Origin of the sequence: Streptomyces sp. NPDC050610 (genome assembly GCF_040654875.1) — a bacterium.
Taxonomy (GTDB): domain Bacteria; phylum Actinomycetota; class Actinomycetes; order Streptomycetales; family Streptomycetaceae; genus Streptomyces.
The window spans coordinates 23,580-43,234 of the sequence record NZ_JBFAIV010000032.1 but is presented as its reverse complement, the minus strand read 5'-3'; the positions used below and the strand labels follow the sequence as shown (position 1 = coordinate 43,234).

General features: G+C 69.2%; 18 protein-coding genes. 8 read left to right on the top strand and 10 right to left on the bottom strand.

Annotation, left to right across the window (positions count from 1 at the left end):
• Positions 1-10 precede the first annotated feature (10 nt).
• The 5 genes from AB0I22_RS30900 to AB0I22_RS30880 all read left to right on the top strand — a co-directional run bounded on the left by AB0I22_RS30900 (position 11) and on the right by AB0I22_RS30880 (position 5,197).
• Positions 11-745 carry a GAF and ANTAR domain-containing protein gene (locus AB0I22_RS30900; RefSeq protein ID WP_363134264.1) on the top strand — a complete coding sequence of 245 codons (735 nt, stop codon included), beginning with the start codon at positions 11-13 and terminating at the stop codon, positions 743-745.
• A 114-nt stretch (positions 746-859) separates the two neighbouring features.
• A complete protein-coding gene (locus AB0I22_RS30895) occupies positions 860-1,180 on the top strand; it encodes a DUF6191 domain-containing protein (RefSeq protein WP_363134263.1) in 321 nt (106 codons plus the stop codon).
• Positions 1,181-1,253: 73 nt separating this feature from the next.
• On the top strand, positions 1,254-2,018 hold the full coding sequence (locus AB0I22_RS30890) for a DUF2071 domain-containing protein (protein WP_363134262.1): 765 nt from the start codon (positions 1,254-1,256) through the stop codon (positions 2,016-2,018).
• 703 nt (positions 2,019-2,721) lie between these two features.
• Positions 2,722-3,939, top strand: coding sequence for a cytochrome P450 (locus AB0I22_RS30885; RefSeq protein ID WP_363134261.1), 1,218 nt, complete (start codon positions 2,722-2,724; stop codon positions 3,937-3,939).
• Between the two features lie 49 nt (positions 3,940-3,988).
• The gene (locus tag AB0I22_RS30880; protein ID WP_363134260.1) at positions 3,989-5,197 is read left to right on the top strand and encodes an MFS transporter; all 1,209 of its coding nucleotides are present in this window, start codon (positions 3,989-3,991) and stop codon (positions 5,195-5,197) included.
• Positions 5,198-5,276: 79 nt separating this feature from the next.
• Here AB0I22_RS30880 and AB0I22_RS30875 read toward each other — a convergent pair whose 3' ends face one another.
• The 8 genes from AB0I22_RS30875 to AB0I22_RS30840 form a co-directional block, all read right to left on the bottom strand.
• Positions 5,277-7,250, bottom strand: coding sequence for an SMI1/KNR4 family protein (locus tag AB0I22_RS30875; protein ID WP_363134259.1), 1,974 nt, complete (start codon positions 7,248-7,250; stop codon positions 5,277-5,279).
• A 157-nt stretch (positions 7,251-7,407) separates the two neighbouring features.
• A complete protein-coding gene (locus tag AB0I22_RS30870; RefSeq protein WP_363134258.1) occupies positions 7,408-8,001 on the bottom strand; it encodes a 3'-5' exonuclease in 594 nt (197 codons plus the stop codon).
• Between the two features lie 336 nt (positions 8,002-8,337).
• Positions 8,338-8,895 carry a hypothetical protein gene (locus tag AB0I22_RS30865; RefSeq protein WP_363134257.1) on the bottom strand — a complete coding sequence of 186 codons (558 nt, stop codon included), beginning with the start codon at positions 8,893-8,895 and terminating at the stop codon, positions 8,338-8,340.
• Between the two features lie 249 nt (positions 8,896-9,144).
• The gene (locus tag AB0I22_RS30860; protein ID WP_363134256.1) at positions 9,145-9,942 is read right to left on the bottom strand and encodes an SDR family oxidoreductase; all 798 of its coding nucleotides are present in this window, start codon (positions 9,940-9,942) and stop codon (positions 9,145-9,147) included.
• A 117-nt stretch (positions 9,943-10,059) separates the two neighbouring features.
• Positions 10,060-11,307: a hypothetical protein gene (locus tag AB0I22_RS30855; protein ID WP_363134255.1), complete on the bottom strand. Its 1,248-nt coding sequence runs from the start codon at positions 11,305-11,307 to the stop codon at positions 10,060-10,062.
• The gene (locus AB0I22_RS30850; RefSeq protein ID WP_363134254.1) at positions 11,307-12,584 is read right to left on the bottom strand and encodes a hypothetical protein; all 1,278 of its coding nucleotides are present in this window, start codon (positions 12,582-12,584) and stop codon (positions 11,307-11,309) included. Before AB0I22_RS30850 ends, AB0I22_RS30855 begins: the two co-directional genes overlap by 1 nt.
• The gene (locus tag AB0I22_RS30845; RefSeq protein ID WP_363134253.1) at positions 12,577-13,593 is read right to left on the bottom strand and encodes a hypothetical protein; all 1,017 of its coding nucleotides are present in this window, start codon (positions 13,591-13,593) and stop codon (positions 12,577-12,579) included. Before AB0I22_RS30845 ends, AB0I22_RS30850 begins: the two co-directional genes overlap by 8 nt.
• Positions 13,594-13,852: 259 nt before the next feature.
• Entirely contained in the window at positions 13,853-14,317 is a 465-nt protein-coding gene (locus AB0I22_RS30840) for a nitroreductase family deazaflavin-dependent oxidoreductase (protein ID WP_363134252.1), read from the bottom strand.
• Between the two features lie 269 nt (positions 14,318-14,586).
• Here AB0I22_RS30840 and AB0I22_RS30835 point away from each other — a divergent pair, with 269 nt between their 5' ends.
• The gene (locus AB0I22_RS30835; protein WP_363134251.1) at positions 14,587-16,296 is read left to right on the top strand and encodes an FAD-dependent oxidoreductase; all 1,710 of its coding nucleotides are present in this window, start codon (positions 14,587-14,589) and stop codon (positions 16,294-16,296) included.
• Here AB0I22_RS30835 and AB0I22_RS30830 read toward each other — a convergent pair.
• Positions 16,274-17,323 carry a polyprenyl synthetase family protein gene (locus AB0I22_RS30830; protein ID WP_363134250.1) on the bottom strand — a complete coding sequence of 350 codons (1,050 nt, stop codon included), beginning with the start codon at positions 17,321-17,323 and terminating at the stop codon, positions 16,274-16,276. The two genes, AB0I22_RS30835 and AB0I22_RS30830, sit on opposite strands and share 23 nt — an antisense overlap.
• Before the next feature lie 333 nt (positions 17,324-17,656).
• Complete coding sequence (locus AB0I22_RS30825; protein ID WP_363134249.1) at positions 17,657-18,508, bottom strand: LysR substrate-binding domain-containing protein; 852 nt, start codon at positions 18,506-18,508, stop codon at positions 17,657-17,659.
• Between the two features lie 79 nt (positions 18,509-18,587).
• On the opposite strand from AB0I22_RS30825, the gene AB0I22_RS30820 reads away from it, so the two are divergent.
• Together AB0I22_RS30820 and AB0I22_RS30815 are read left to right on the top strand one after the other, a co-directional pair.
• On the top strand, positions 18,588-19,097 hold the full coding sequence (locus tag AB0I22_RS30820) for a cupin domain-containing protein (RefSeq protein WP_363134248.1): 510 nt from the start codon (positions 18,588-18,590) through the stop codon (positions 19,095-19,097).
• A 162-nt stretch (positions 19,098-19,259) separates the two neighbouring features.
• A complete protein-coding gene (locus tag AB0I22_RS30815) occupies positions 19,260-19,622 on the top strand; it encodes a DoxX family protein (protein WP_363134247.1) in 363 nt (120 codons plus the stop codon).
• Positions 19,623-19,655 lie beyond the last annotated feature (33 nt).

Here is a 19,655-nt window from a genome sequence, read left to right as displayed (position 1 = left end):
GAGAGGTGCCATGACGCCCGAGCAGCGGCTGGCCGACGTGTTCGTGGCCCTGGCCGGCAGCACGACGGACGGCCCGACGGACCTTGCCGCAACCCTCTCGACCCTCGCGAAGCGCAGCCCGCCCCTGCTCGGCGCCCGTGCCGCGGCCGTGGTGTTCGCCGCCGGCGAGCGTGACGACGCGCAGGTGGCGGGGTCCGATCCGGAGGTGTCCCGGCTGGAGCACGACGCGGTCGGCTGGCGCGAAGGCCCCGGCCACGACTGCCACCACGCCGACGTGCCGCCGGTGCAGACGGTCCTCGACTGCCGCCCGGCCCGGCAGCGCTGGCCGCACTACACCCCGCGGGCCCTGGGACTGGGCCACACCCGTGTGGTGGCCCTGCCCCTGCGCGAATCGACGCGCACCAGCGGCGCGCTCGTCCTGCTGTCCGGTCCGCCGGGCGGCTTCTCCCCCGAGACGCTGGCGCTCGGCCAGTCGGTGGCGGACTTCACCGCCGTCACCCTGCAACGCGCGCACGAGGCGGACCGCAGCCGGACCCTCGCCGCCCAGCTGGAACAGGCCCTGACCAGCCGCGTGATCATCGAACAGGCCAAGGGCGTGCTCGCGACGCGCCGGGCGGTGCCCGTGGACGACGCCTTCGACATCCTGCGCAGGCACGCGCGTTCACACCACCGGCTGCTGAGCGACGTGGCGCGCGAAGTGGTCGAAGGACGAGCCGATCCCGTACTGACCGACCCCGAGCCCTGACCGGCCCCGAGCCCTGCTGGGGTGGGCGGAGGTGCTGCGGGGCGGCAGGGCGGTCGGTCGCGCCGGTTTCTGAAGGACAGTGCGTGTTCGAGCCTCGCGCCGGATACTGGGGGCATGGGTTTCGCTGTCTTCATGACCTTGCCCGGACTGGTCATTCTGCTGACCGTGGTGGCCTTCGCCGACCAGCTGCTTCTGCGCGTAGGACGAGCCGGGCTGCTGCCGTGGCGGAACGGTGCCAGACAGGGGCAGATATCGGCTACGGGATTCGAGCAGCTCCATGCGACCTTCTCGCAGGGCAAGCAGAGCGAGCTGAAGGAGCGGCAGTCGGCGCTCATCCTGCGGGACGACGAGGAGGACGGGGCGCCGCCGCATCGCACCGTGGTGGACCTGAAGGGGGGAACAGCGGTCATTCGCCTGCCTCGGGCCGGCCGGTAGGGCAGTACGGTCGACGGCGGGGCTCGGGCTCCCTGGGTCGAGGGCTGCCAGGCAGTTGTGCGAAGCTGGCGTGATGTCGCTTGCTCCGGGACCTGTGGAACCGATAACGCCCGATCCGGTGCGTGAGGTACCGGACACGCTGCTCACCCAGTCGTGGCTCGACCTGTCGTTCCTGCACTGGGCGGCCGACCCCGGGGACGTGGCGCCGCTGCTGCCGCCCGGGACCGTGCCGGACACGCACGACGGGCTCACTTACATCGGGCTGGTGGCCTTCCGGATGTACCGGGTGGGCTGGTTCAAGGTGCCGGGTCTCCCGTACCTGGGGACCTTCCCGGAGACCAACGTACGGCTCTACTCGGTGGACCGGCACGGCCGGCGCGGCGTGGTGTTCCGCTCGCTGGAGGCGTCGCGCCTGCTGCCGGTGGCCATCGCCCGCAGCGCCTTCCGGCTGCCGTACGTATGGGCCAAGATGGCGATCCACCGCGATGCGGACACCATCAGCTACACCAGCAGCCGGCGCTGGCCCGGGCCGCGCGGGGCGCGCAGTCGCATCGCGGTGCGCGTCGGCGAGCGGATCGAGGAGCCGACTGCCCTCGAACACTTCCTGACCGCCCGCTGGGGCATGCACAACGCCTTCTTCGGCCGTCCGGTGTACCTGCCCAACATCCACCCGCGCTGGCCGCTGCACCGGGCGGAACTCCTGTACTGCGAGGACGAGTTGACAACGGCCGCCGGGCTGGCGCCGCCGGCCGGGCCGCCGGTGAGCGTGCTGTACTCTCCCGGCGTCCCGGTCCGCTTCGGCCGACCCATGCGCCCGGGCGGCCTGCCCACCCCCTGAGACGGCGGAGGCAGCCGGCCCTGGGCCAGGCCACGAGCGCGCTGGCCCGGGCCGCCAGGGCAACGGCGGCGTTCAGGTCGGCCGCACCGTCACCGGCGGCATTCACGTCGGCCGTACCGGCGCCGGCGGCGCGCTCCAGGCGCAGCACGCCGTCGACCGCGACCGTGCGGAAAGGGTCGTACCGGAAGCCCAGCGCCGCCCCGGACAGTTCCACGGCGGCGGCGGAGCCATCGCCGTCGAAGAGCCTGCGCAGGTCCTCCACTTGAAGCGCCACAGGAACCCTTCCCTCACGCGGGCGGGCAGGCAGCGCGGGCGTGCGCGGCGATGCCTGGACCGGGATGGCGGGCTCCGCCATCCCGGAGTGCGGCGTGGGCAGTCCCAAGATCAGGGTGAACCTATCGGAGGAGAGACCCGCCAGACAGGAGCGAACCCGCCATAGCGCCGCATGCGCGGAATCGCCTTTCTACAGCGCGAGTTCTCCGGTCCGCAGTGCGTGTGAGCCCTGATGCTCGCGGCGCCGCCTCCTTCGGATTGCCACGCGCACGAACGACGCGGCTCGGGAACGAGTCCGGGTCGGCCCAGTGCGCCCAGCTGAGGCCGCCCGTCGCCAATCTCCGCCCACCAGAATCGCAAGATCGGAACAGACCCGACGGAGTCCTACTAGGGTGGCTGTTCCGGCACCGAGGTGCGGACTGGAGGACGTGTGGCTCTCACTGAACTGTCCGACGCGGATGTCCTGAAAATCCCTCAGGACTTCCCCCCTGGAACGCTCTTCACCATCCCGCCGATACTGGCCGAATTGCGGGACAGCCGCCCGCTGTGCCCCGTACAGATGCCCAGCGGAAACCGGCTCTGGCTGGTCACCCGATACGCGGATGTGCGTTTCGTGATGCACGATCCCCGGTTCTCCCGGGACCTGGTCTTCCCCGGCGCTCCCCGGATGGCGGGCGACGACCTCACCTCGGTCAAGGGCTCGCTGTTCAACATGGAGGGGACCGACCACACCCGGCTCCGTACCGTCCTCGCCTCCGCCTTCACCCGCCGCGCCGCCGACGAATGGCGCTCCGCCACGCAGGCCCACGCCCACGATCTGATCGACCGCATCGAACGCGCCGGCTCCGGGGCGGACCTCGTCGCCGATTTCAGCGAGCCCCTCGTGGCACGGATCGCCGGCGGCCTGATGGGGATCACCCCTCAGGAGCACGGATGGACGCAGGACCGCATCCGGCGCCAGCTGGACCTGCTCGGCAGCCGGGAGCAGATCGCCGAGGCCACCGCCGAACTGACGGAACTGGCGAGCCGTCTGGTGGACCGCAGCGGGCGGCCGGACTCCGAGGCGACCGGACTGGTGGCGACGCTGGCCCGCGCCGTGCACGAGGAGACGATCAGCCGTCAGGAGGCCGTGAGCACCACGGCCCTGCTGCTGATGAACGTGACCGATCCGCTCGTACCGCCGCTCACCGTGGGCATCATGACGCTGCTCCTCCACGGCGACCAGTTGGCGGAGTGCAAGCGGGATCCGGAGCGCTGGCCGGAAGCGGTCCGGGAGGTGCTGCGCTACCACAACAACGGCATCACCAACTTCCCGCGCGTGGCACTGGAGGACGTCGAGTGCCACGGCGGCCGGATCGCCGCGGGCGAGGGCGTCATCACCTCCGCCCTCGCGGCGGCGCACGATCCCCGCGCGTTCACCGATCCCGGCGTCTTCGACATCGGCCGGAGCGAGAAGGGGTCCGTCTTCTTCGGCGCGGGCCCGCACTTCTGCCTCGGCTCGGCGCTCGCCACGAGCGTCCTGGCGACGGCCTACGCGGTGCTCTTCGAACGCCTGCCCGGGCTTCGGCTCTCGGTCGAGCCCCATGAGGTGAGGCGAGCGGACGACGGCTTCTTCGCCTGCCCCGAGAACCTGCCGGTCACCTGGTGAGGGAGCGCCGCGCCACCGCGTTCCCGAGGTCCCGCGCCCGGAGCCGCGCATGACGTCCACCGCGCGGGACGCCCGCCGTGACAGCGGCGGCGGCCCGGTCACCCGCCCCATTCTGCTGCTGATGGCCACCGCCACCGGGCTGTCGGTGGCCGGGAACTACTTCGCGCAGCCCCTTCTCGACGTCATCGCCGAGCGGTTCGCCATGAGTTCCGCGACCGCCGCGCTCGTCGTGACCACGAGCCAGCTCGGCTACGTCTGCGGGCTGCTGCTGCTCGTACCCCTGGGCGACCTGCTGGAGCGCCGGCGGCTGACGGTGACGCTGTGCGCCGCCACCGCCCTCGGCCTGGCCTGCGTCGCCGTCGCGCCGAACACCCCGGTGCTCTTCGCCGGGCTCGCCGTGACCGGCCTGTGCTCCGTCGGCGCGCAGGTCATGGTGCCCTTCGCCGCGACCATGGCGGCGCCCGACGCGCGCGGCCGGGCGGTGGGCACCGTCATGGCCGGGCTGCTGCTGGGCATCCTCCTCGCCAGGACGGCCGCGGGCAGCCTGGCGGAGCTGGGCGGCTGGCGCACCGTCTACTGGGTCAACGCCGCGCTGATGCTCACGATGGCCCTGCTGCTGCGGCGCGTCCTGCCGCGCTTCCCCGCCGCCGGGAACACCCGCTATCTCGCCGCGTTCCGCTCGATGGGCCGCCTGTGGGCGCAGTATCCGGTGCTGCGCTGGCGGACCCTGACGGGCGCGTCGAGCTTCGCCGCGTTCACGGTGCTGTGGATCTCCCTGACGTTCCTCCTGTCCGGTCCGCCCTACGGCTGGTCGGCCCAGGCCATCGGCCTGCTGGGACTGGCCGGGGCGGCGGGCGCGGCAGCGGCGTCGGTCGCGGGCCGGCTGGCCGACCGCGGACTGGTCCACACCGTCACCCTCGCCGGCGCGGTCCTCCTGCTGGCCTCCTGGGCGCTCCTGGCCCCCGCGGCACATGGACTCGTCTGGCTGGTCGCCGGAATCCTGCTGCTGGACCTGGCCGTCCAGGCGGTCCACATCAGCAACCAGAACGTGGTCTACGCGCTGGAACCGGAAGCCCGCAGCCGCCTGAACTCCCTCTACATGACCAGCTACTTCCTCGGCGGCGTCGCCGGCTCCGCACTCACCTCCGTCGTCTGGGCCCACGCGGGCTGGACCTGGGCCTGCGCGCTGGGCGCCGCCTTCAGCACCGTCGCCCTCCTGTCCTGCCTCGCGGAACGCGTACTGCACCGCAGGCCCTGACCGGGCCGTACGGGGATTCGCCGGGTCCCTGATGCCACGATCAGCACGGATGGGAAATCAGCGCAGCGTCGCCGGGGCTTCAGCAACTCCCCGGCTCGTCCTCTCCCGTCCGCCGGTCGTCCGTCGGGCGCGCGTCTCCCCAGCCCATCCGGATGACCGCGTACGTCTCGCCGTCCCTCGGCGGACGTGTCCAGGAACGGGTGACGAACGTGTGCAGCCGCCCCGTCACGAGGGCATGACGCGGCAGAGACACGCCGAACTCCCCGGCCACCGCTTCCAGCAGCGACCGTTCCGACCCGGCCCCGTCAGCCAGGTCACCGAAGAACCGGCTCGGGTCCAGCGCCCCCGGTATCTCCCCGCTCGACCGGACCTCGCCGTCCGCGTACGTGAAGGCGTACTGCTCGGCGCCGTCCCGCGCCACTGAAAGGTGGAAGAACGCCTCACCGCTCCGTTCCTTCAGGCCGCTCCACACCACTACCGCACGGGTACCCGCGCTGGCGGCCTCGGCAGGGGAGACGAACCGCTGCCGGTCGAACGAGCCGGGGGCGCCGTCGAAGGCGAAACTCCAACCGGTGCCGGCCCGGCCGACCGCCATCAGCGCCTTGTCGTCATAGGAAGAGAACTCCCTCTGGCCGTCCAGCGAACTGCGGCGCGCGTCCCAGCGCGTCATGGGCCTGTTCAGCACGGTGTCGTCGCCGTCCGCGAGACGTCCGGGCAACTCCCGCGGCGCCACCCCCTCCACCAGGACGAACCGGTAGGACGTGCGGTTGTCGCCCTGGTCCGGCTCCGCGAGCCACGCGAGGCCGTCCGGGTCGAGCCCGGCCGTCGGCCTCGGCATCTCACCCGCCTGTCCGCCCCTGGGCGTGGACAGCAGCTCGCGGCCCCGCTCCGGGGTCAGCAGCGGCCCGAGCACTGGGTCGGCCACCCACCCCAGCGGCGCCAGGTGGTCCGGTCCCAGCGGCTCCCACAGGGGCAGCGCGTCCCGCAGCGTCCGCCACGCTCCGTCGGTGTCCCCCCACCGCGCCAGCTCCCGCGCCTGCCCGACCGCCTCCCCGAACGGTCCCGCCGCCGTGTACCAGTACGTGCCGTTCCGCATCTGCTCCAGCGTCGCGTAGGCCAGTGACACCAGGTCTTCGTCGCCGCCCCGCAGGTTGAGCGTCAGCGTGGAGTCGTCCCGATACGAGCGCGCCGCGTGTTCGGCGACCAGCGGTGGCAGCAGCTCGGGCGCGTACCGCGGGTCCGCTGCCAGGTCCTCGAAGTACACCATGTGGGTCTGTCCGAGCAGGCGGCGTACCTGGTCGGCCAGGCCCGTAGCCCTCGGCCTGCCGTACGCCGTGGCTTCGTCCAGCGACTTCACGGCCTCTTCCCAGCCGCCGCGCAGCGCATCCAGCCGGGCCTCCTCGATCAGGGCGTCCAGCTCTCGCGTCGTGTCGTTGACGAATTCCGGCTCCCCGTCGCCCGGCCGCGCCCGCAGGCTGTGGAACTCCCGGTACATGTCCCGCATGAACTCAAGGAAGTTCGCGTGCCGCTCGGGCGAATCGGCCCGCCAGCTCGCCCACGTGTACACGGCCCACTCGCCTGCCTCGTCCACGTCCTCGGGATCCAAGAGGACATAGGTGGCATCGGATTCGACGTCGAGCTGCAGCCCGCGCCGCCAGATGTCCACCTCCCGCCGCTCCTCGGGCCCGGCGTCCTCGTCCAGGTGCTCCTCAAGTATTACCGCGAGCCCCGACTCGTCCTCGTGCCAGTGCGCGTCCTCGGTTCCCGCCAGCAGCCACACGAACTCGCCCGCGTGCCGCCACCCGTCGCTGACCTTGAGGAACTCCCGGTAGGACGGAGGCATCCGTCGACCGAGACGCTCCTCCACGGCCGCGATCCGCTCCTCCGACGCCGGGGGAAACCCCAGCCACCGCGCCCGCCGCGCGACCTCGTCCTCGTCGTCCTCGTCCCGTGCCTGCTCGCCCTCCGTCTCCTCGTCCAGGAGGGAATCCGCCCATTCCCCGCTCCACCTGAGCAGGAAGGACCGCCAGTCGAATGCCGTGGTATCCGTCATGCGGCTGATGCTGTCACCCACCACTGACAATGCCCCCACCGCCCGCCGCGGTCGACGGGCCTCTGTCGTACGCGACGGGCCCGGACCGGCCCGGCCCCCGGTCCGCTCAGAGAACTGGTGAGTCGGACCGGGCGAGCTCCGTGCGCCGAGACGAGCGTTACAGGCAGCCTTCGGGCAAGGCGGCGCCCTGACCGCGCAGATGGCTGAGGGCGGCGGCGAAGGAATGACAGTCGAACAGCGCTGAATGCTCTTGCCCCGCAGCGGGTTTGGGCAGACCCAGCGCGCTCCACAAGCGGCCCACGTTCGATTGCGCCGTCACCGGCGCCACGGCGTTCAGCCACGGCCGGATGTTCACGAAGGCCGCGTCGAGAAAACTGTTCTTGATGTCCTCTCCGCGTGCGCGCGCCCAGCCGACGTTCTCTCCGAGTACCACCATGTCGTTGCCGTAGGAGAGCACGGTCTGCCCCCGGCAGAACCCGAGAAATTCACCCAGGGCCTGGGGCGCGGGAACGCCTTCCTCGTCGACGATCTCCTGGCTGATGCCGGTGAGTTCGGTGAAGTACGGGGACAGCCGGGCATTGACCGTGGGCGTCACCAGCGCTTCGTACTCCTCGACGACCGAGCAGTCCGCACTCAGTCGCAAGGCCCCGATCTGCACGATCTCGCGGAGCTGCCCCGGCCCGCCCCAATCGTGCTCCAGCGCTCCCGGCCACGACGTGAACTCAAGGTCGAATACAACGAAGGTAGACACCCCGGCACTCTTTCAATGACCGAGTGCGAGGACGACCGCATCACGGCGTCCCCCATACCTGTTAACGATCTGTACACGCCGCATTGGCCCGTACGACGAAGGACGGCCTCACCGCCATCACCGCAACGGCGCGATCCAGTCCGCCTCCGTACAGGAGCAACCGGTGACCGGCACCGCCGTCCCGAACCGGACTCGCTGAATCCGAACGCGCTGCGCCAGCGGATATCCGCCTTCGTCACCTTCGGCCGGGATACGCGGTGGCCCGCGACGGTGCCACAACAGCCATCGGCTGATCGTGGCGACGCCGCGGACCCGATGCTCCGAGCTCCGGCTGGGTCAGAGGCCCCAGTCCCACTTTCCGCCGAGCCACGGAACTGTACGTTTCCAGCTTTTGGCCTGGTCCTTCGCGAAGTCCCATACGTCCTTTCCCCGCTCCCACAACCAGCCGGCGATGGGCGGAATGTAGGTGGAAAGGTGGGACGCGATGATCCCGAACCCCAAGTCGATCAGCCTCGTGCGGGGATTGCTCGGGCCGGCGGCCTCCGTCTTGGCGGTGAAGGCCGCTCCTACCGGGGCCAGGTTGGCCCAGGTGGCGGTCTGGGACCGGGCAGCGATCCAGTCGCCGGTGTCCGCGGGGGCGTCCGCGGATTGGTTGATGACGCGGATGCTGTCGTTGGCGGGGGTGTTCGCGGGATCGGTCCCCTTCTGGGCGTTCTCCCGTGCGAGCCGCGCGGCGGCTGCGGCTGCCGCCGCCTGCTCCTGCTGTCGCTTGACGGTGGCGATGCTGCGTGCCTCGCTCGCGGCCTGGGCCGCTGCCTTGGCGTCCTTGCCCGCGTCCCGGGCGGCTTGCCCGGCGCGGGCCGCCGAGCTCTGTGCGCCGGTGGCCGATGCCACCGCTTCCTTGGCGGACCCGGCGGCCTGGTTGGCCGAGTAGTTCGCCTGGCGACTGCTCTGACGGGCGGTGGACGCCGCGGATTTCGCCCGGCTGGCGGACTCGGCCGCCGCCCGGGCGGAGGCGTCGGCGCTCCGGGCAGGGCATCACAGGCGAAGCCGCCCCGTTTCAGCTCGCCGACGAACTGCCCGCCGTCTGCCCGCCGTCCTCGCCAGCCGGAGATATCCGTCAGCCATGCCCTACGCGTTTGACTACTCGATCCCGCCGTTGCTCTGGAGGAGTTGGCCGTTGATCCAGCCGCCCTCTGCCGAGCAGAGAAACGAGACGAGATTCGCGCAGTCTCGCGGCACGCCGAGGCGCCCCAGGGGCGTGGAGCGGATCATGTCCGCCTTTAGCTCCTCGGTCATCCACCCCGTGTCGGTCGGCCCGGGATTGATCGCGTTGCAGGTCACTCCCAGGTCGGCGAGCTCATGGGCGGCGGCCAGCGTGATCCGGTCCATCGCTCCCTTGCTCGCCCCGTACGGGAGGTTGCCGGCGGTGTGGTCGCTGGTCAGGCTGACGACGCGCCCGCTGCCGTGCTGCCCGCGAAACCGCAGCCCGTATTCCCGGATCAGCAGCCAGGTAGCCCGCGCATTGACCGCGAAGTGCAGGTCGAAGCTCTCCACCGTGGTGTCCAGCAAGCCGGAGTCGACCGACTCGCAATGGCAGAGCACCAGCGCGGTGACGTTCCCCAGTTCGCGCTCGACGCTGTCGAAGAGCTGAGCCGGCACGGCCGGGTCACTCAGGTCCGCCTCGACCGCGAGCGTTCTCGCCCCATGGGAAGCCAGCTTCTTCTGCAACTCTTCGGGCGCACCCAGCTCCTTGCCCCATTGCATGCGCTCGTCATACGGGGTCCAGTACGTGAAGGCCACGTCCCAACCGTCCTGGGCCAGCTTCACTGCCACGGACGCGGCGATCCCCGCCGAACGTCCCGCCCCCGTGACCAAGGCGAGCGGACGACCCGCCTCTCCCACGGCCTGCCGGCTCCCCGCGCGCGTATCACCAGTCATGGTGTCCATCCTGGCGGGCCGGCCCAGACACGGCACCCGATTTTCCCTGGCCCTGCCGCGAGTTGAGCGGATTCGACTGGCGAGAGCGCCACGCGCCGTCGGCATCCCAACCGGATTTTATGAGGACTTCTGATGAACTCCCTCGGCCGCCTCGGTCCTCCCGAGCGCAGAAGGGACAGTCCGCGTGACGGCCGCCGCAAGCAGCATGGATAGCACCAGTACGAGCCCGAGGGCGGCCATCGCTCCTGGGAAAGAGGCTGGTCCAGCAGACCGAATGACGTCCCCCATGTTGCTGGCCACGAGGGTCGAGCCGAAAGTGCTCGCGAGCGATGTCATGGCGATGGCCAGGTATCCGGAGTGGGGCAGACCTCCGAAAACAGAGAGGATCGCGGGATAGATCGGTCCGATGAAGGCGGCCAGTGCGAGAATCGGGTAGAACCCAAGATTCAGGCAGGCGAGGGCAGAAGCCAACGCGACAAGTGCGGCGGACGCGATGCCAAGTACTTCCTTGCGAATTCTTCGATACTTTCCCATCACCAGTACGGCAGCGCTGCGCCCGATGGTCACCATTCCCCAGAAGCAGGCCAGCAGCAGTAGGGGTTCCATCGCCTGTCCCGAAGTGCCCGCTGTCTGGGTGAGCCACGTGTAGAGCCATCCCGTCCAGCCATTCTCAACACCGGCGTAGAGGAATACGGCCGCGTACAGAGGCAAGTAGAGAAGGGCCATGGTCCTCACCCTGGTGGGCGCAGCGCTCCGAGACCATGCAGGGGGGATGAGTGGCTTCGGGGCTCTTCCTGGCCCGCTTCGGAAGGAGGCGGGCAGGCTCCATATGGTGACGGCGGCAAAGGAGACGAGCAGGGCCCCGAAGACAGTGGTTGATATGGGCCACTTCGCCGGCGCAAGGTTGAGCGATGCTATGGCCAGGGAGAGGGTCGCGCCCAGTCCGAACGAGGCTTGCTGGGTCGTTACGGTGAGACTGCTTGACCTGCCTTCGCGTGGCTGGACGGCCTGTGTGGAGAGGTAGACGAGGCATCCTCCGGTCGTCAGCCCGAGGAGGAAATCCCCGAGGTATGTCGCGACGAGCGTGGAATCCCCGAACACGAGTAACGCCAACGCTGCTATTTTGACGGCCAGTAGCATGCTCAGGACGGTCCCGCCGTGGAACCACCGGCAAAGGACCGTGGGGGCGAGGGACCCGAGAAGCGCGCCCGTGAATCTGAACTGCAGGACGGCAGCAGCGACGGACGCTCGATCGAAGGTTTCCGCCGCCTCGTAGGCGTGGACGCCGATGATCGATACGGAGGAGCCCAGCAGCCCGAAGACCACGTATGTGTGCACCAGTCGAGCCTTCGGGTCCTCGCCCATCAGATGCCGGTCAGACAGGACTTGGTGAACCGGCCTGCCTCGACGACGAACGACGGCGGCTCCTTCGTGCCCGACGCGCCGCAGTTCAACGCCAGTTCCAGCGTCTTCGCCAGATCGCTCGGGGTCCTGTCCGTGAAGGCATGGGCGTTCGGCATGCCCTCGTACTGCTCGCGCACCGGCGGAATGTCGTAGTAGACGTGCTGCACACTCGGGCTGCTGAACTTGATGGCCTCTGCCGCTGTGAGCATGTAGCTTTCGAATTCGCTGGCAAACACTACGCAGCGCAGTCTCTTCGATGCCAGCATCGCGGCAGGGAGATCGTCTGAGAATTCGAAGACCGGGGTAACGGACCGGGAGCCGAGGTCCTCACACCGTGCCCTGAGCTCCTCGGCATGGTCTGCCGGTGCTACCGCGCTGGGCATCAGCAGCACCAGGTGCTCCGACCCTTCCGGGCACTGTCTTCGGTATTCCTTCCAGCCGTCGAGGATGAGATCGAACCCCTTGCTCGGGACACACCTTCCCCAGGAGAACACGAGATCCCGGTCCGCTGGAATCCCATAGCGATCGAGTACCTGCCGAGAATGGTCTCCGTCAGTGCTGTACTTGGGGTCGTCGCACCAGATCCCGTTCAGGAAAGGAATGAGGCGCTCGCCGGGGATTCCGTACGATTCTGCAAGGAGGGACCGGGTGAACATGCTGACGTAGGCGATCTTATCGCCGGGCGTCCGGCGCATCTCGCCGAATCCGGACGTCTCCCAGGCGACGCGCTGCTGGGCCAACTTGTCATTCCCTGCCATGCCCAAGCTGTGCGCGACGAAGGACAGGCGAATCTTGTGTTCCTCCCGGATGAAGGAACGCAGGTTCGCCAGCATGATGCCGTGGACCATGACGGTGACCCGCTCAAAGTGCTGAGCGATGCCGGAGATCAGCGCACTGGACTCGACGCATGCCTGCTCCCACTTCGCGGGGCTCGCGAGCCCCCACGCCGCCTTGAGCGAAGCGTCGTCGGCGACAGGGTAGGTGGTGAGAAAGCCTCCGGTCCGGTGGCACAGAGAGGAAATCTCTCGCGCAAGGTCGCCTCGGTAGTCCGGTGACGTCTCGGCGACGCATGGCCCGATCGCGAAGAGACTGGGCGGATCGGTGGCGGGGATTTCTGCCGCGTCCAGGACGGCGTCATAAGCCTTGAAATATTGCGAGACGGCAACCCCGATGCCGCATTCGAGTGTGGTGACGCCATCGATCGCCAGAACGATGACCGCGTGGCCCCTGCTAGCCATTGACAATCCTATCCCTGCCCGGAACAAAGTGGTGTGCATGCTGATTCGAATCGGCTACGTTGACCGTCTTCTGCAGCCAACGGTTCTGCAGCGCTTCAGTCGTGGGCGTGTAAATGATCTCCTTGCAGTGGATGCTCTCGTTGTTCGCCTCGCCGAGCAGGAACCCCGGAAGAATCCGGAAGCGCTTTTTGTGCCGGTGGAGGAGCTTGACGAGAACGTAGAGTGCTTGCTGCGCTTCGGGTGTCAGGCCGATCGTTCTGTTCTCGAAGGCGCGGATGTCGTAATCCGATGCGCCCCCGAGTACCGGATGCCTTTCCGCGTCGCCGAGCCGCACATTGTTCCCCGCCACGGTGAGATCATCGAAAGGGGTGTAGAAGTTCGACTCGGAGAGTACCTCCCGCTGGCTCTCGGAGAGACCGTTGAGAACATCGATGTTCCGGGTGTACGACGTGGAGACGAAGGTCTCCGCGGACTGCCGGAGCCCCAGCAGGTTGACCCAGTCCGGCCGTACGAAGTGATTCGCGAGGTCCTTGTGGAACCCGATATCGGCGAGGGCCTTCTGGGACTGGGTGTGTGCCAGCTTGTCCCATGGGTGGATGTCCTGGAAGACGTCTCCATCGTTGACATTGGCGTAGCCGATGGGTTCCTGCTTCATCAGCAGGGCGTAGACCAGCAGGAACGCTTCCGAGACGTAGGTCTTCTTGCGTCGCCGCTTGTCGACGACCGGATCCGAGAAGTCCAAGTAGGGCAGATCCGGATCGATTGGGCATCCTTTCAGCGTGATGACGGGGCGCTCATGCTTCGGCCACTCCCGCGCCTCATCGCAGAAGTCCTTGAACCGCCGCGGAACCCTCTTGTCGTCGAGAAGCCCGGCGACTTCACCCTCAAATGCGGGGTAGCCGGCGTAAGGGTTGACATCGATCTGCAACAAGAGATCGGTGAGCTTCTCCGTCTCCCTGTTCTCGAAAGCAAAATCAGTGTCCGTCGTTTCTTCGACGTGGACCCACATGCGAAAGACCTCCGCAGGACGACGAGTAGTTCGAGCTGGACGAATGGCCGAGCACGCACACGTTCTGGAAGCCTCCGAACGCGGGGGACAGCTCCTGTGGCCTGCATTGAAGCGATGCGAAGCATTTCCCGAAGAGGGCGCGTCAAGGAAGGTCTCAGGCTGGGGGCGGGGTCTCCTGATCCCGGTCATCGACTTCCCTGCGGAGAAGGTGCCGCAGAGGCTGGTCAAACCGTAAGTTACCCGTCAGCACTGCCGTGAATCACTCGGCCTGTGGGTCCTTTCCACCTGTGGGCTCCAGCACGAAGACGGGGATCGTACGGTCCGTCTTCTCCTGGTATTCGACGTACGGCGGAAACGCGGCCACCGCGCGCTCCCACCACTGGGCCTTTTCGTCCCCGGTGATCTCACGGGCCGTCATGTCCTGGCGTACGGAGCCGTCCTGGAGCACCACATGCGGGTCGGACTTGAGGTTGAAGTACCAGACCGGATGACGCGGGAAGCCGCCGTTCGAGGCCACGGCCGCGTACCGTCCTTCGTGCTCCACGCGCATCAGCGGGATCTTGCGGATTTTGCCGCTCTTCGCGCCGCGCATCGTGACAATGACGACGAGCAGGCCCGTGTCCCAGAGCGTCGTCCCCTGCGTGCCGCCCGAGCTCTCGTACAACTCGACTTGTTCGCGCACCCACTGCACCGGATGCGGCCCGTACTCGCCCTCAAGCGGCATCGCTTCATCCCATCGTCGCGTACGGATTGTGTTGCGCGGTTCCACACAAGCACGCGCGGATTCATCCTCGCCACACCGCCGGCAAGAGCCGAAGACCGCCGTACATGAGGCGCTGTCCTGGCGGCCGGTGAGGAAGAGGCACAGTCACCCGCCCGGGGTGGGCCGCGTACGTTTGAGATGATCATCCGTCTGGCGTCCGCGAGCCCTCGAATCTCCGATGAGGGCTCGGCCCGGCAGCCGGATGGAACGGGACGGGAGAAGAAGAGTTCGTGGGCGCAGGCAGGGTTTCCGGCGGGACGGTCGCGGTGCTGGGCGGGGGAGTCGCGGGGCTGACCGCGGCCATGGAGCTGGCCGAGCGCGGATACGAGGTCACCGTGATCGAGCCCGCCGGGTGGGGCGGCAAGGCGCGCAGTACGTCCCTGCCCGGGACCGGGACGCGGGGACGGCTCGACCTTCCGGCGGAGCACGGGTTCCGGTTCTTCCCGGGCTTCTACCGCAGCCTGCCGGACACCTTGCGCCGCATACCGTTCGAGGGGCGGAGCGAGGGGGTCCTCGGCAATCTGCGCGAGGCGCCGCGACTGCTGTCGGCGCGCTCCGGGCGGGTGAACGAGGTGGTCACCGATGTGTCGTCGGCCTCGGGGCCGCGCACCCCGCAGCAGATCCTGCGGGCCATGGGCATCGAGCCCGGCGGGGGCGCCGGGCTGAGCGAGGAACTGCTGTACTTCGCCAACCGCATGATGGTCTACATGACCAGCAGCCCCGAACGCCGCCTGGGGCAGTGGGAGAACACGTCGTGGTGGGAGTTCACGGGCGCCGACGGGGCCTCGGAGGAGTACCGCAAGAAGTGCGTGGTCGGGGCGACCCGTACCGTCGTCGCGGCCCGCGCCGAGGTGGGGAGCACCCACACGGTGGGCGGGTTCCTGGAGGCGATGTCCTACGGCTTCCTGGGGCAGGGCGAGTCCGCGGCGGCGGACCGGGTGCTGAACGCACCGACCAGCCCGGCGTGGATCGACCCGTGGACCTCGTACCTGGCCTCCCTCGGCGTCCGCCTGGAGCTGGGATGGCGGGCCGAGAGCCTCGACGTCCGCGGCGGGCGCGTGGAGAAGGCGGTGCTGCGCGGCCCGCGGGGCCGACGCGACCTGGAGGCGGACTGGTACGTCTGCGCGCTGCCCGTTCACCGGGTGGGGGCGCTGCTGGAGAGCGGCCTCGCCGAAGCCGACCCGATGCTCGCCGACGTGGCGTCGCTGGACACGGACTGGATGGTCGGGCTGCAGTTCTACCTCACCGAGCCCACGCCCGTGGTCCGCGGCCATGTCCTCTATCTGGATTCCCCCTGGGCGCTGACGTCGGTGAGCCAGGCCCAGTTCTGGGACGCCGACTTCCGCGCCACCTACGGTGACGGAACCGTGGCCGACTGCCTCTCGGTCGACATCTCGGACTGGGACACCTCGGGCATCCTCTATGGCAAACCGGCCCGCGAGTGCACCCGCACGGAGGTGGCCGAGGAGGTCTGGGCGCAGCTGAGCGATTCCCTCAACGACGCGCACACGACCGTACTGGACCGCTCACTGCTGCACTCCTGGCATCTGGACCCGGCCGTAACGGGCCTGGACGGCCCCGGACCGGCGCGCAACGAGGAGCCGTTGCTGATCAACACCAAGGGGTCCTGGCACCGGCGGCCCCGGGCCGCCACCGCTGCCGCGAACCTGTTCATGGCCGGGGACTACGTGCGGTGCCCGGTCAACCTGGCCACCATGGAAGGCGCCGACCAAGGCGCCCGCCTCGCGGTCAACGCCCTTCTCCAGGCGGCCGGCGACCCGGCGGAACCGGCCGAGGTGCACGCGCTGTACGAGCCGCCGCAGCTGCGACGGCTCAAGGAGGTCGACGCCCAGCTGTACGGTCAGGGCCGCGCCCACATCCTCGACGTACCGGCGCCCTGGGCCGACCGGCAGCCGGTCAGTGCGAGCGGGTCACGATGAGATCGCACACGGCGCGCAGGTCCGACAGGGCCTCGGAGGCCGCCCCGGGCCGCTCCTCCAGTTCTCGCAGCCATTCGTCGGCGGCCTCGGCGTGTTCGGCGGCGAGCCGATGCGCCCAGCGCCGTCCGCCGGCCTCTTCCACCAGCTCCGCCAGCAGCGCACCCTCGCCGTCCGGGTCCGGTCCGGGAGGCCGGGCGTAGCGGCGGGCCAGTTCCTTCGCGGCCGTGGTGTCGGACGCCAGGGCCGCCACGACCGGCGTCGACATCTTGCGCGCGCGCAGGTCGGCGAAGACCGGCTTGCCCGTGACGTCGCTGTTGCCCCAGATCCCCAGCAGGTCGTCGACCAGTTGGAAGGCCATGCCCAAGTCGTGCCCGAACGCGGCGAACCGCTCGGTGTCCGCCGCGTTCGCCTCCCCGTACAGGGCTCCCAGCCGGCACGCACAGGCGAACAGCGAGGCGGTCTTCCCCGAGATCATCTCCAGGCACTCCTCGACCTCGACCCGGGCACGCCGCTCGAACAGCACGTCCAGGCCCTCGCCGACGGCCAGTTGGATCAGCGTGTCGAGCAGCGCCGCGGAAGCCTCCTGCGCGATACGGGCGTCGCCGCCCGGTGCGGAGAGGGTCTCGAACGACAGCATCAGCAGCGCGTCGGCCGCCCTCGTCGCAGACGCCGGGCCGAACACCTGCCAGGCCGCCGCACGGTGCCGGCGCACGGTGTCGCCGTCCAGCACATCGTCGTAGAGCAACGACAGGTTGTGCACCATCTCCACCGTCGCGGCCGCGGGAACGGCCGCCGCCGCCTCACCGCCCACGGCACGCGCGGACAGCAGGGCGAGGGCCGCCCGTACGGACTTGCCGCCGTAGTGCCCGCGCGAGGCCAACTCCTCGGACCAGCCCAGCTGGTACGCGGTCACCTTCCCCGGCAGCGCACCGAGCGCGCCGACCCAGCTCCGGATCTCCGGGTCGCAGGCAGCGGCCGCCCAGGCGAGGACATCCTTCGCCCGCGCATCCGCATCGGCCCTCGTCATGTCTCTCCTCAACCCGACTTCTCACTTCGCGGCGCGGCCGGTGAAGCCGACCGGTGAACCACTGCCCCCACCTGGCACGAGCGGCTGGCCATGTGCAGGAGGGGATCACCGACGGGCCTGATCGCGCCGGCCCTGCGGCAGCAGCCAACCGCCGGGCGGACACCCGCTGCTCACTGCCGCGAAGGCCCGTACAACTCACTGCCCCGGAGGCCCGTACAACCGCAGCACGTGACCCGCCCCGACGTTACCAAGGCGTTCATCCCCGACGGGCGACGGCCGCCTCCGCCCCTTTTGGAGCTGTTCGTGGCGGTGTGCGTGCCGCCGGTGAGCCGCTCAGTCGTGGTAGGCGGCGGTCGCGATCTGGACGAAGGAGCGGATCAGCGGATTCGTGTCGGCCTCGTTCCATGCCACCACCGCGCGGCTCGGGGGCATGTCGATCAGCGGCACCACGGTGAGCCCCTCACCCGGTTCGTGGTCCAGGAGAGTCATGCCGACCGTGCCGTTCCAGAGAACGGCTTGTCGGCATTCATGGACGGCGCGAACCACCGGTCCCTCGCGGAGCTCCCCGCCGTTCCAGTACGACTGCCAGACGGGGTCGGTGCCCTTCGGGAACAGGAACCAGCGGCGGTCGGCCAGGTCGGCCAGGTTCAGGCTGTCGCGGCGGGCCAGCGGATCGTCGGCGCGCAGCAGCGCTCCCACCGGGTCGGTGCGAAGCTCGTGCACGGCCAGGCCGGTCTCGTCGAACGGCTCGCGGGTCAGGGCGACGTCGACCAGCCCGGCGTGCAGCCCGCAGGTGGGATCGGTCAGGTCGGTCTCGCGGATGCGGACCTCGACGCGCGGGTGCCGCCGGTGGTAGGCGTTGGCCAGCCGGGTTGCGGCTGGGTCGGTGCTGTCACCCAGGATGCCGACGGTGATGGTCGCGGCGCCGGCGGCCGCGGCCACGCGTTCGCGTACCCGGTCGGCCTGGTCGAGCAGGGCGCGCGCCTCATCGAGCAGTACCGCCCCTGCCGGAGTGAGCGTGACGCCGGCGGAGGACCGGATGAACAGCGCGGCGCCGGCCTCGGTCTCCAACTGCTTGATCGCCCGGCTCAGCGGCGGCTGACTCATATGCAGCCGGGCGGCGGCCCGGCCGAAGTGGAGTTCTTCGGCGACCGCCACGAAATAGCGCAGCGTACGTAGCTCCATGCTGCGACGATACCCGCACGGTATCGACGCCTCACAATGGGTCTTGGACGTCGCTGAGCTCTGGCAGTGGGATTGAGGCATGACCGACGAACACAAGACCAGTGAGCCGATCGCCGACCCCGCCGTGTCGGTGGTCCGTCCGGGCGACGGCGAGACGATCATCCTGGGCAGCACGCGACTGCGCGTCCTCGAAGACGGCAGCAACACCGGGCACCGCCTCGGACTCGCCGAATCCGTCCTCGCGCCGCACACGCCCGGACCGCCGCAGCACCGGCACGCCCAGCACGACGAGGGTTTCTACATCATCTCCGGCACGGTCCGGTTCACGGTCGGCGAGAAGGACTACGACGCGTCCACCGGCACACTCGTGATGGTCCCGCCCGGAGCCCCGCACACCTTCGCCAACCTGACCGACCAACCGGCCGTCATGCTCAGCACTTTCACGCCGGACCTGTACGTGCAGTACTTCCGAGACCTCCAGGACATGATCGCCGGCGGCCAGGCGATGACACCACAGGCGAACATCCAGGTGATGAGCCGATACGCCACCGAACCCGCCACCGAATTCACCCAGAAGTCCGAGGGATAGCGCGGCCCGGCTGCCCGATACCGGATCAGTGCAGCCCAGACGGCTCCTGCCTCGCAAAGTCCGGGCCGCTGACGCACTCGCGTGTGCGTTTGCCGGTTCTCCCCTGTTGTCTCCCCTGTTGAGAATGTGGTCACCTGCAACTGGTGGCCGTGGATGGGAATTGTGAACGTCGCATATTGGATCGTCGTCGGCCTTCTCGCTCTCTTCTATCTCTACGGGGGCGGGGTGAAGGTGGTCCGGAGCCGTGAGCAGCTCCGACCGATGATGGCCTGGGTGGACAGCACGCCCATGCCGGCCGTCAGGGCCATCGGGGTGATCGAAGTGCTCGGCGCGATCGGGCTGATCCTCCCGCCGCTGACCGGCACCGCGCCCTGGCTGGCCCTCGCCGCGGCCATCGGGTTCGTGGTCCTGCAAATCGGCGCGACCAGGGTTCACCTGAGCCGCGGAGATCGCCAGATCGCTCTTAACCTCACGCTCCTTGTCGCTGCGGCCGCGACCGTCTGGCTGGCGACAACCTGGCTGTGAATTCAGGCAGGGCCGACGGGTCATGAGTTCGTT

Bases quoted from the DNA above. Each gene is read 5' to 3' on its own strand.
- AB0I22_RS30860 (WP_363134256.1), bottom strand. From the start codon at position 9,942: ATGACTGGTGATACGCGCGCGGGGAGCCGGCAGGCCGTGGGAGAGGCG.
- AB0I22_RS30890 (WP_363134262.1), top strand. From the start codon at position 1,254: ATGTCGCTTGCTCCGGGACCTGTGGAACCGATAACGCCCGATCCGGTG.
- AB0I22_RS30825 (WP_363134249.1), bottom strand. From the start codon at position 18,508: ATGGAGCTACGTACGCTGCGCTATTTCGTGGCGGTCGCCGAAGAACTC.
- AB0I22_RS30880 (WP_363134260.1), top strand. From the start codon at position 3,989: ATGACGTCCACCGCGCGGGACGCCCGCCGTGACAGCGGCGGCGGCCCG.
- AB0I22_RS30840 (WP_363134252.1), bottom strand. From the start codon at position 14,317: ATGCCGCTTGAGGGCGAGTACGGGCCGCATCCGGTGCAGTGGGTGCGC.
- AB0I22_RS30850 (WP_363134254.1), bottom strand. From the start codon at position 12,584: ATGGCTAGCAGGGGCCACGCGGTCATCGTTCTGGCGATCGATGGCGTC.
- AB0I22_RS30900 (WP_363134264.1), top strand. From the start codon at position 11: ATGACGCCCGAGCAGCGGCTGGCCGACGTGTTCGTGGCCCTGGCCGGC.
- AB0I22_RS30855 (WP_363134255.1), bottom strand. From the start codon at position 11,307: ATGGGCGAGGACCCGAAGGCTCGACTGGTGCACACATACGTGGTCTTC.
- AB0I22_RS30845 (WP_363134253.1), bottom strand. From the start codon at position 13,593: ATGTGGGTCCACGTCGAAGAAACGACGGACACTGATTTTGCTTTCGAG.
- AB0I22_RS30830 (WP_363134250.1), bottom strand. From the start codon at position 17,323: ATGACGAGGGCCGATGCGGATGCGCGGGCGAAGGATGTCCTCGCCTGG.
- AB0I22_RS30820 (WP_363134248.1), top strand. From the start codon at position 18,588: ATGACCGACGAACACAAGACCAGTGAGCCGATCGCCGACCCCGCCGTG.
- AB0I22_RS30895 (WP_363134263.1), top strand. From the start codon at position 860: ATGGGTTTCGCTGTCTTCATGACCTTGCCCGGACTGGTCATTCTGCTG.
- AB0I22_RS30875 (WP_363134259.1), bottom strand. From the start codon at position 7,250: ATGACGGATACCACGGCATTCGACTGGCGGTCCTTCCTGCTCAGGTGG.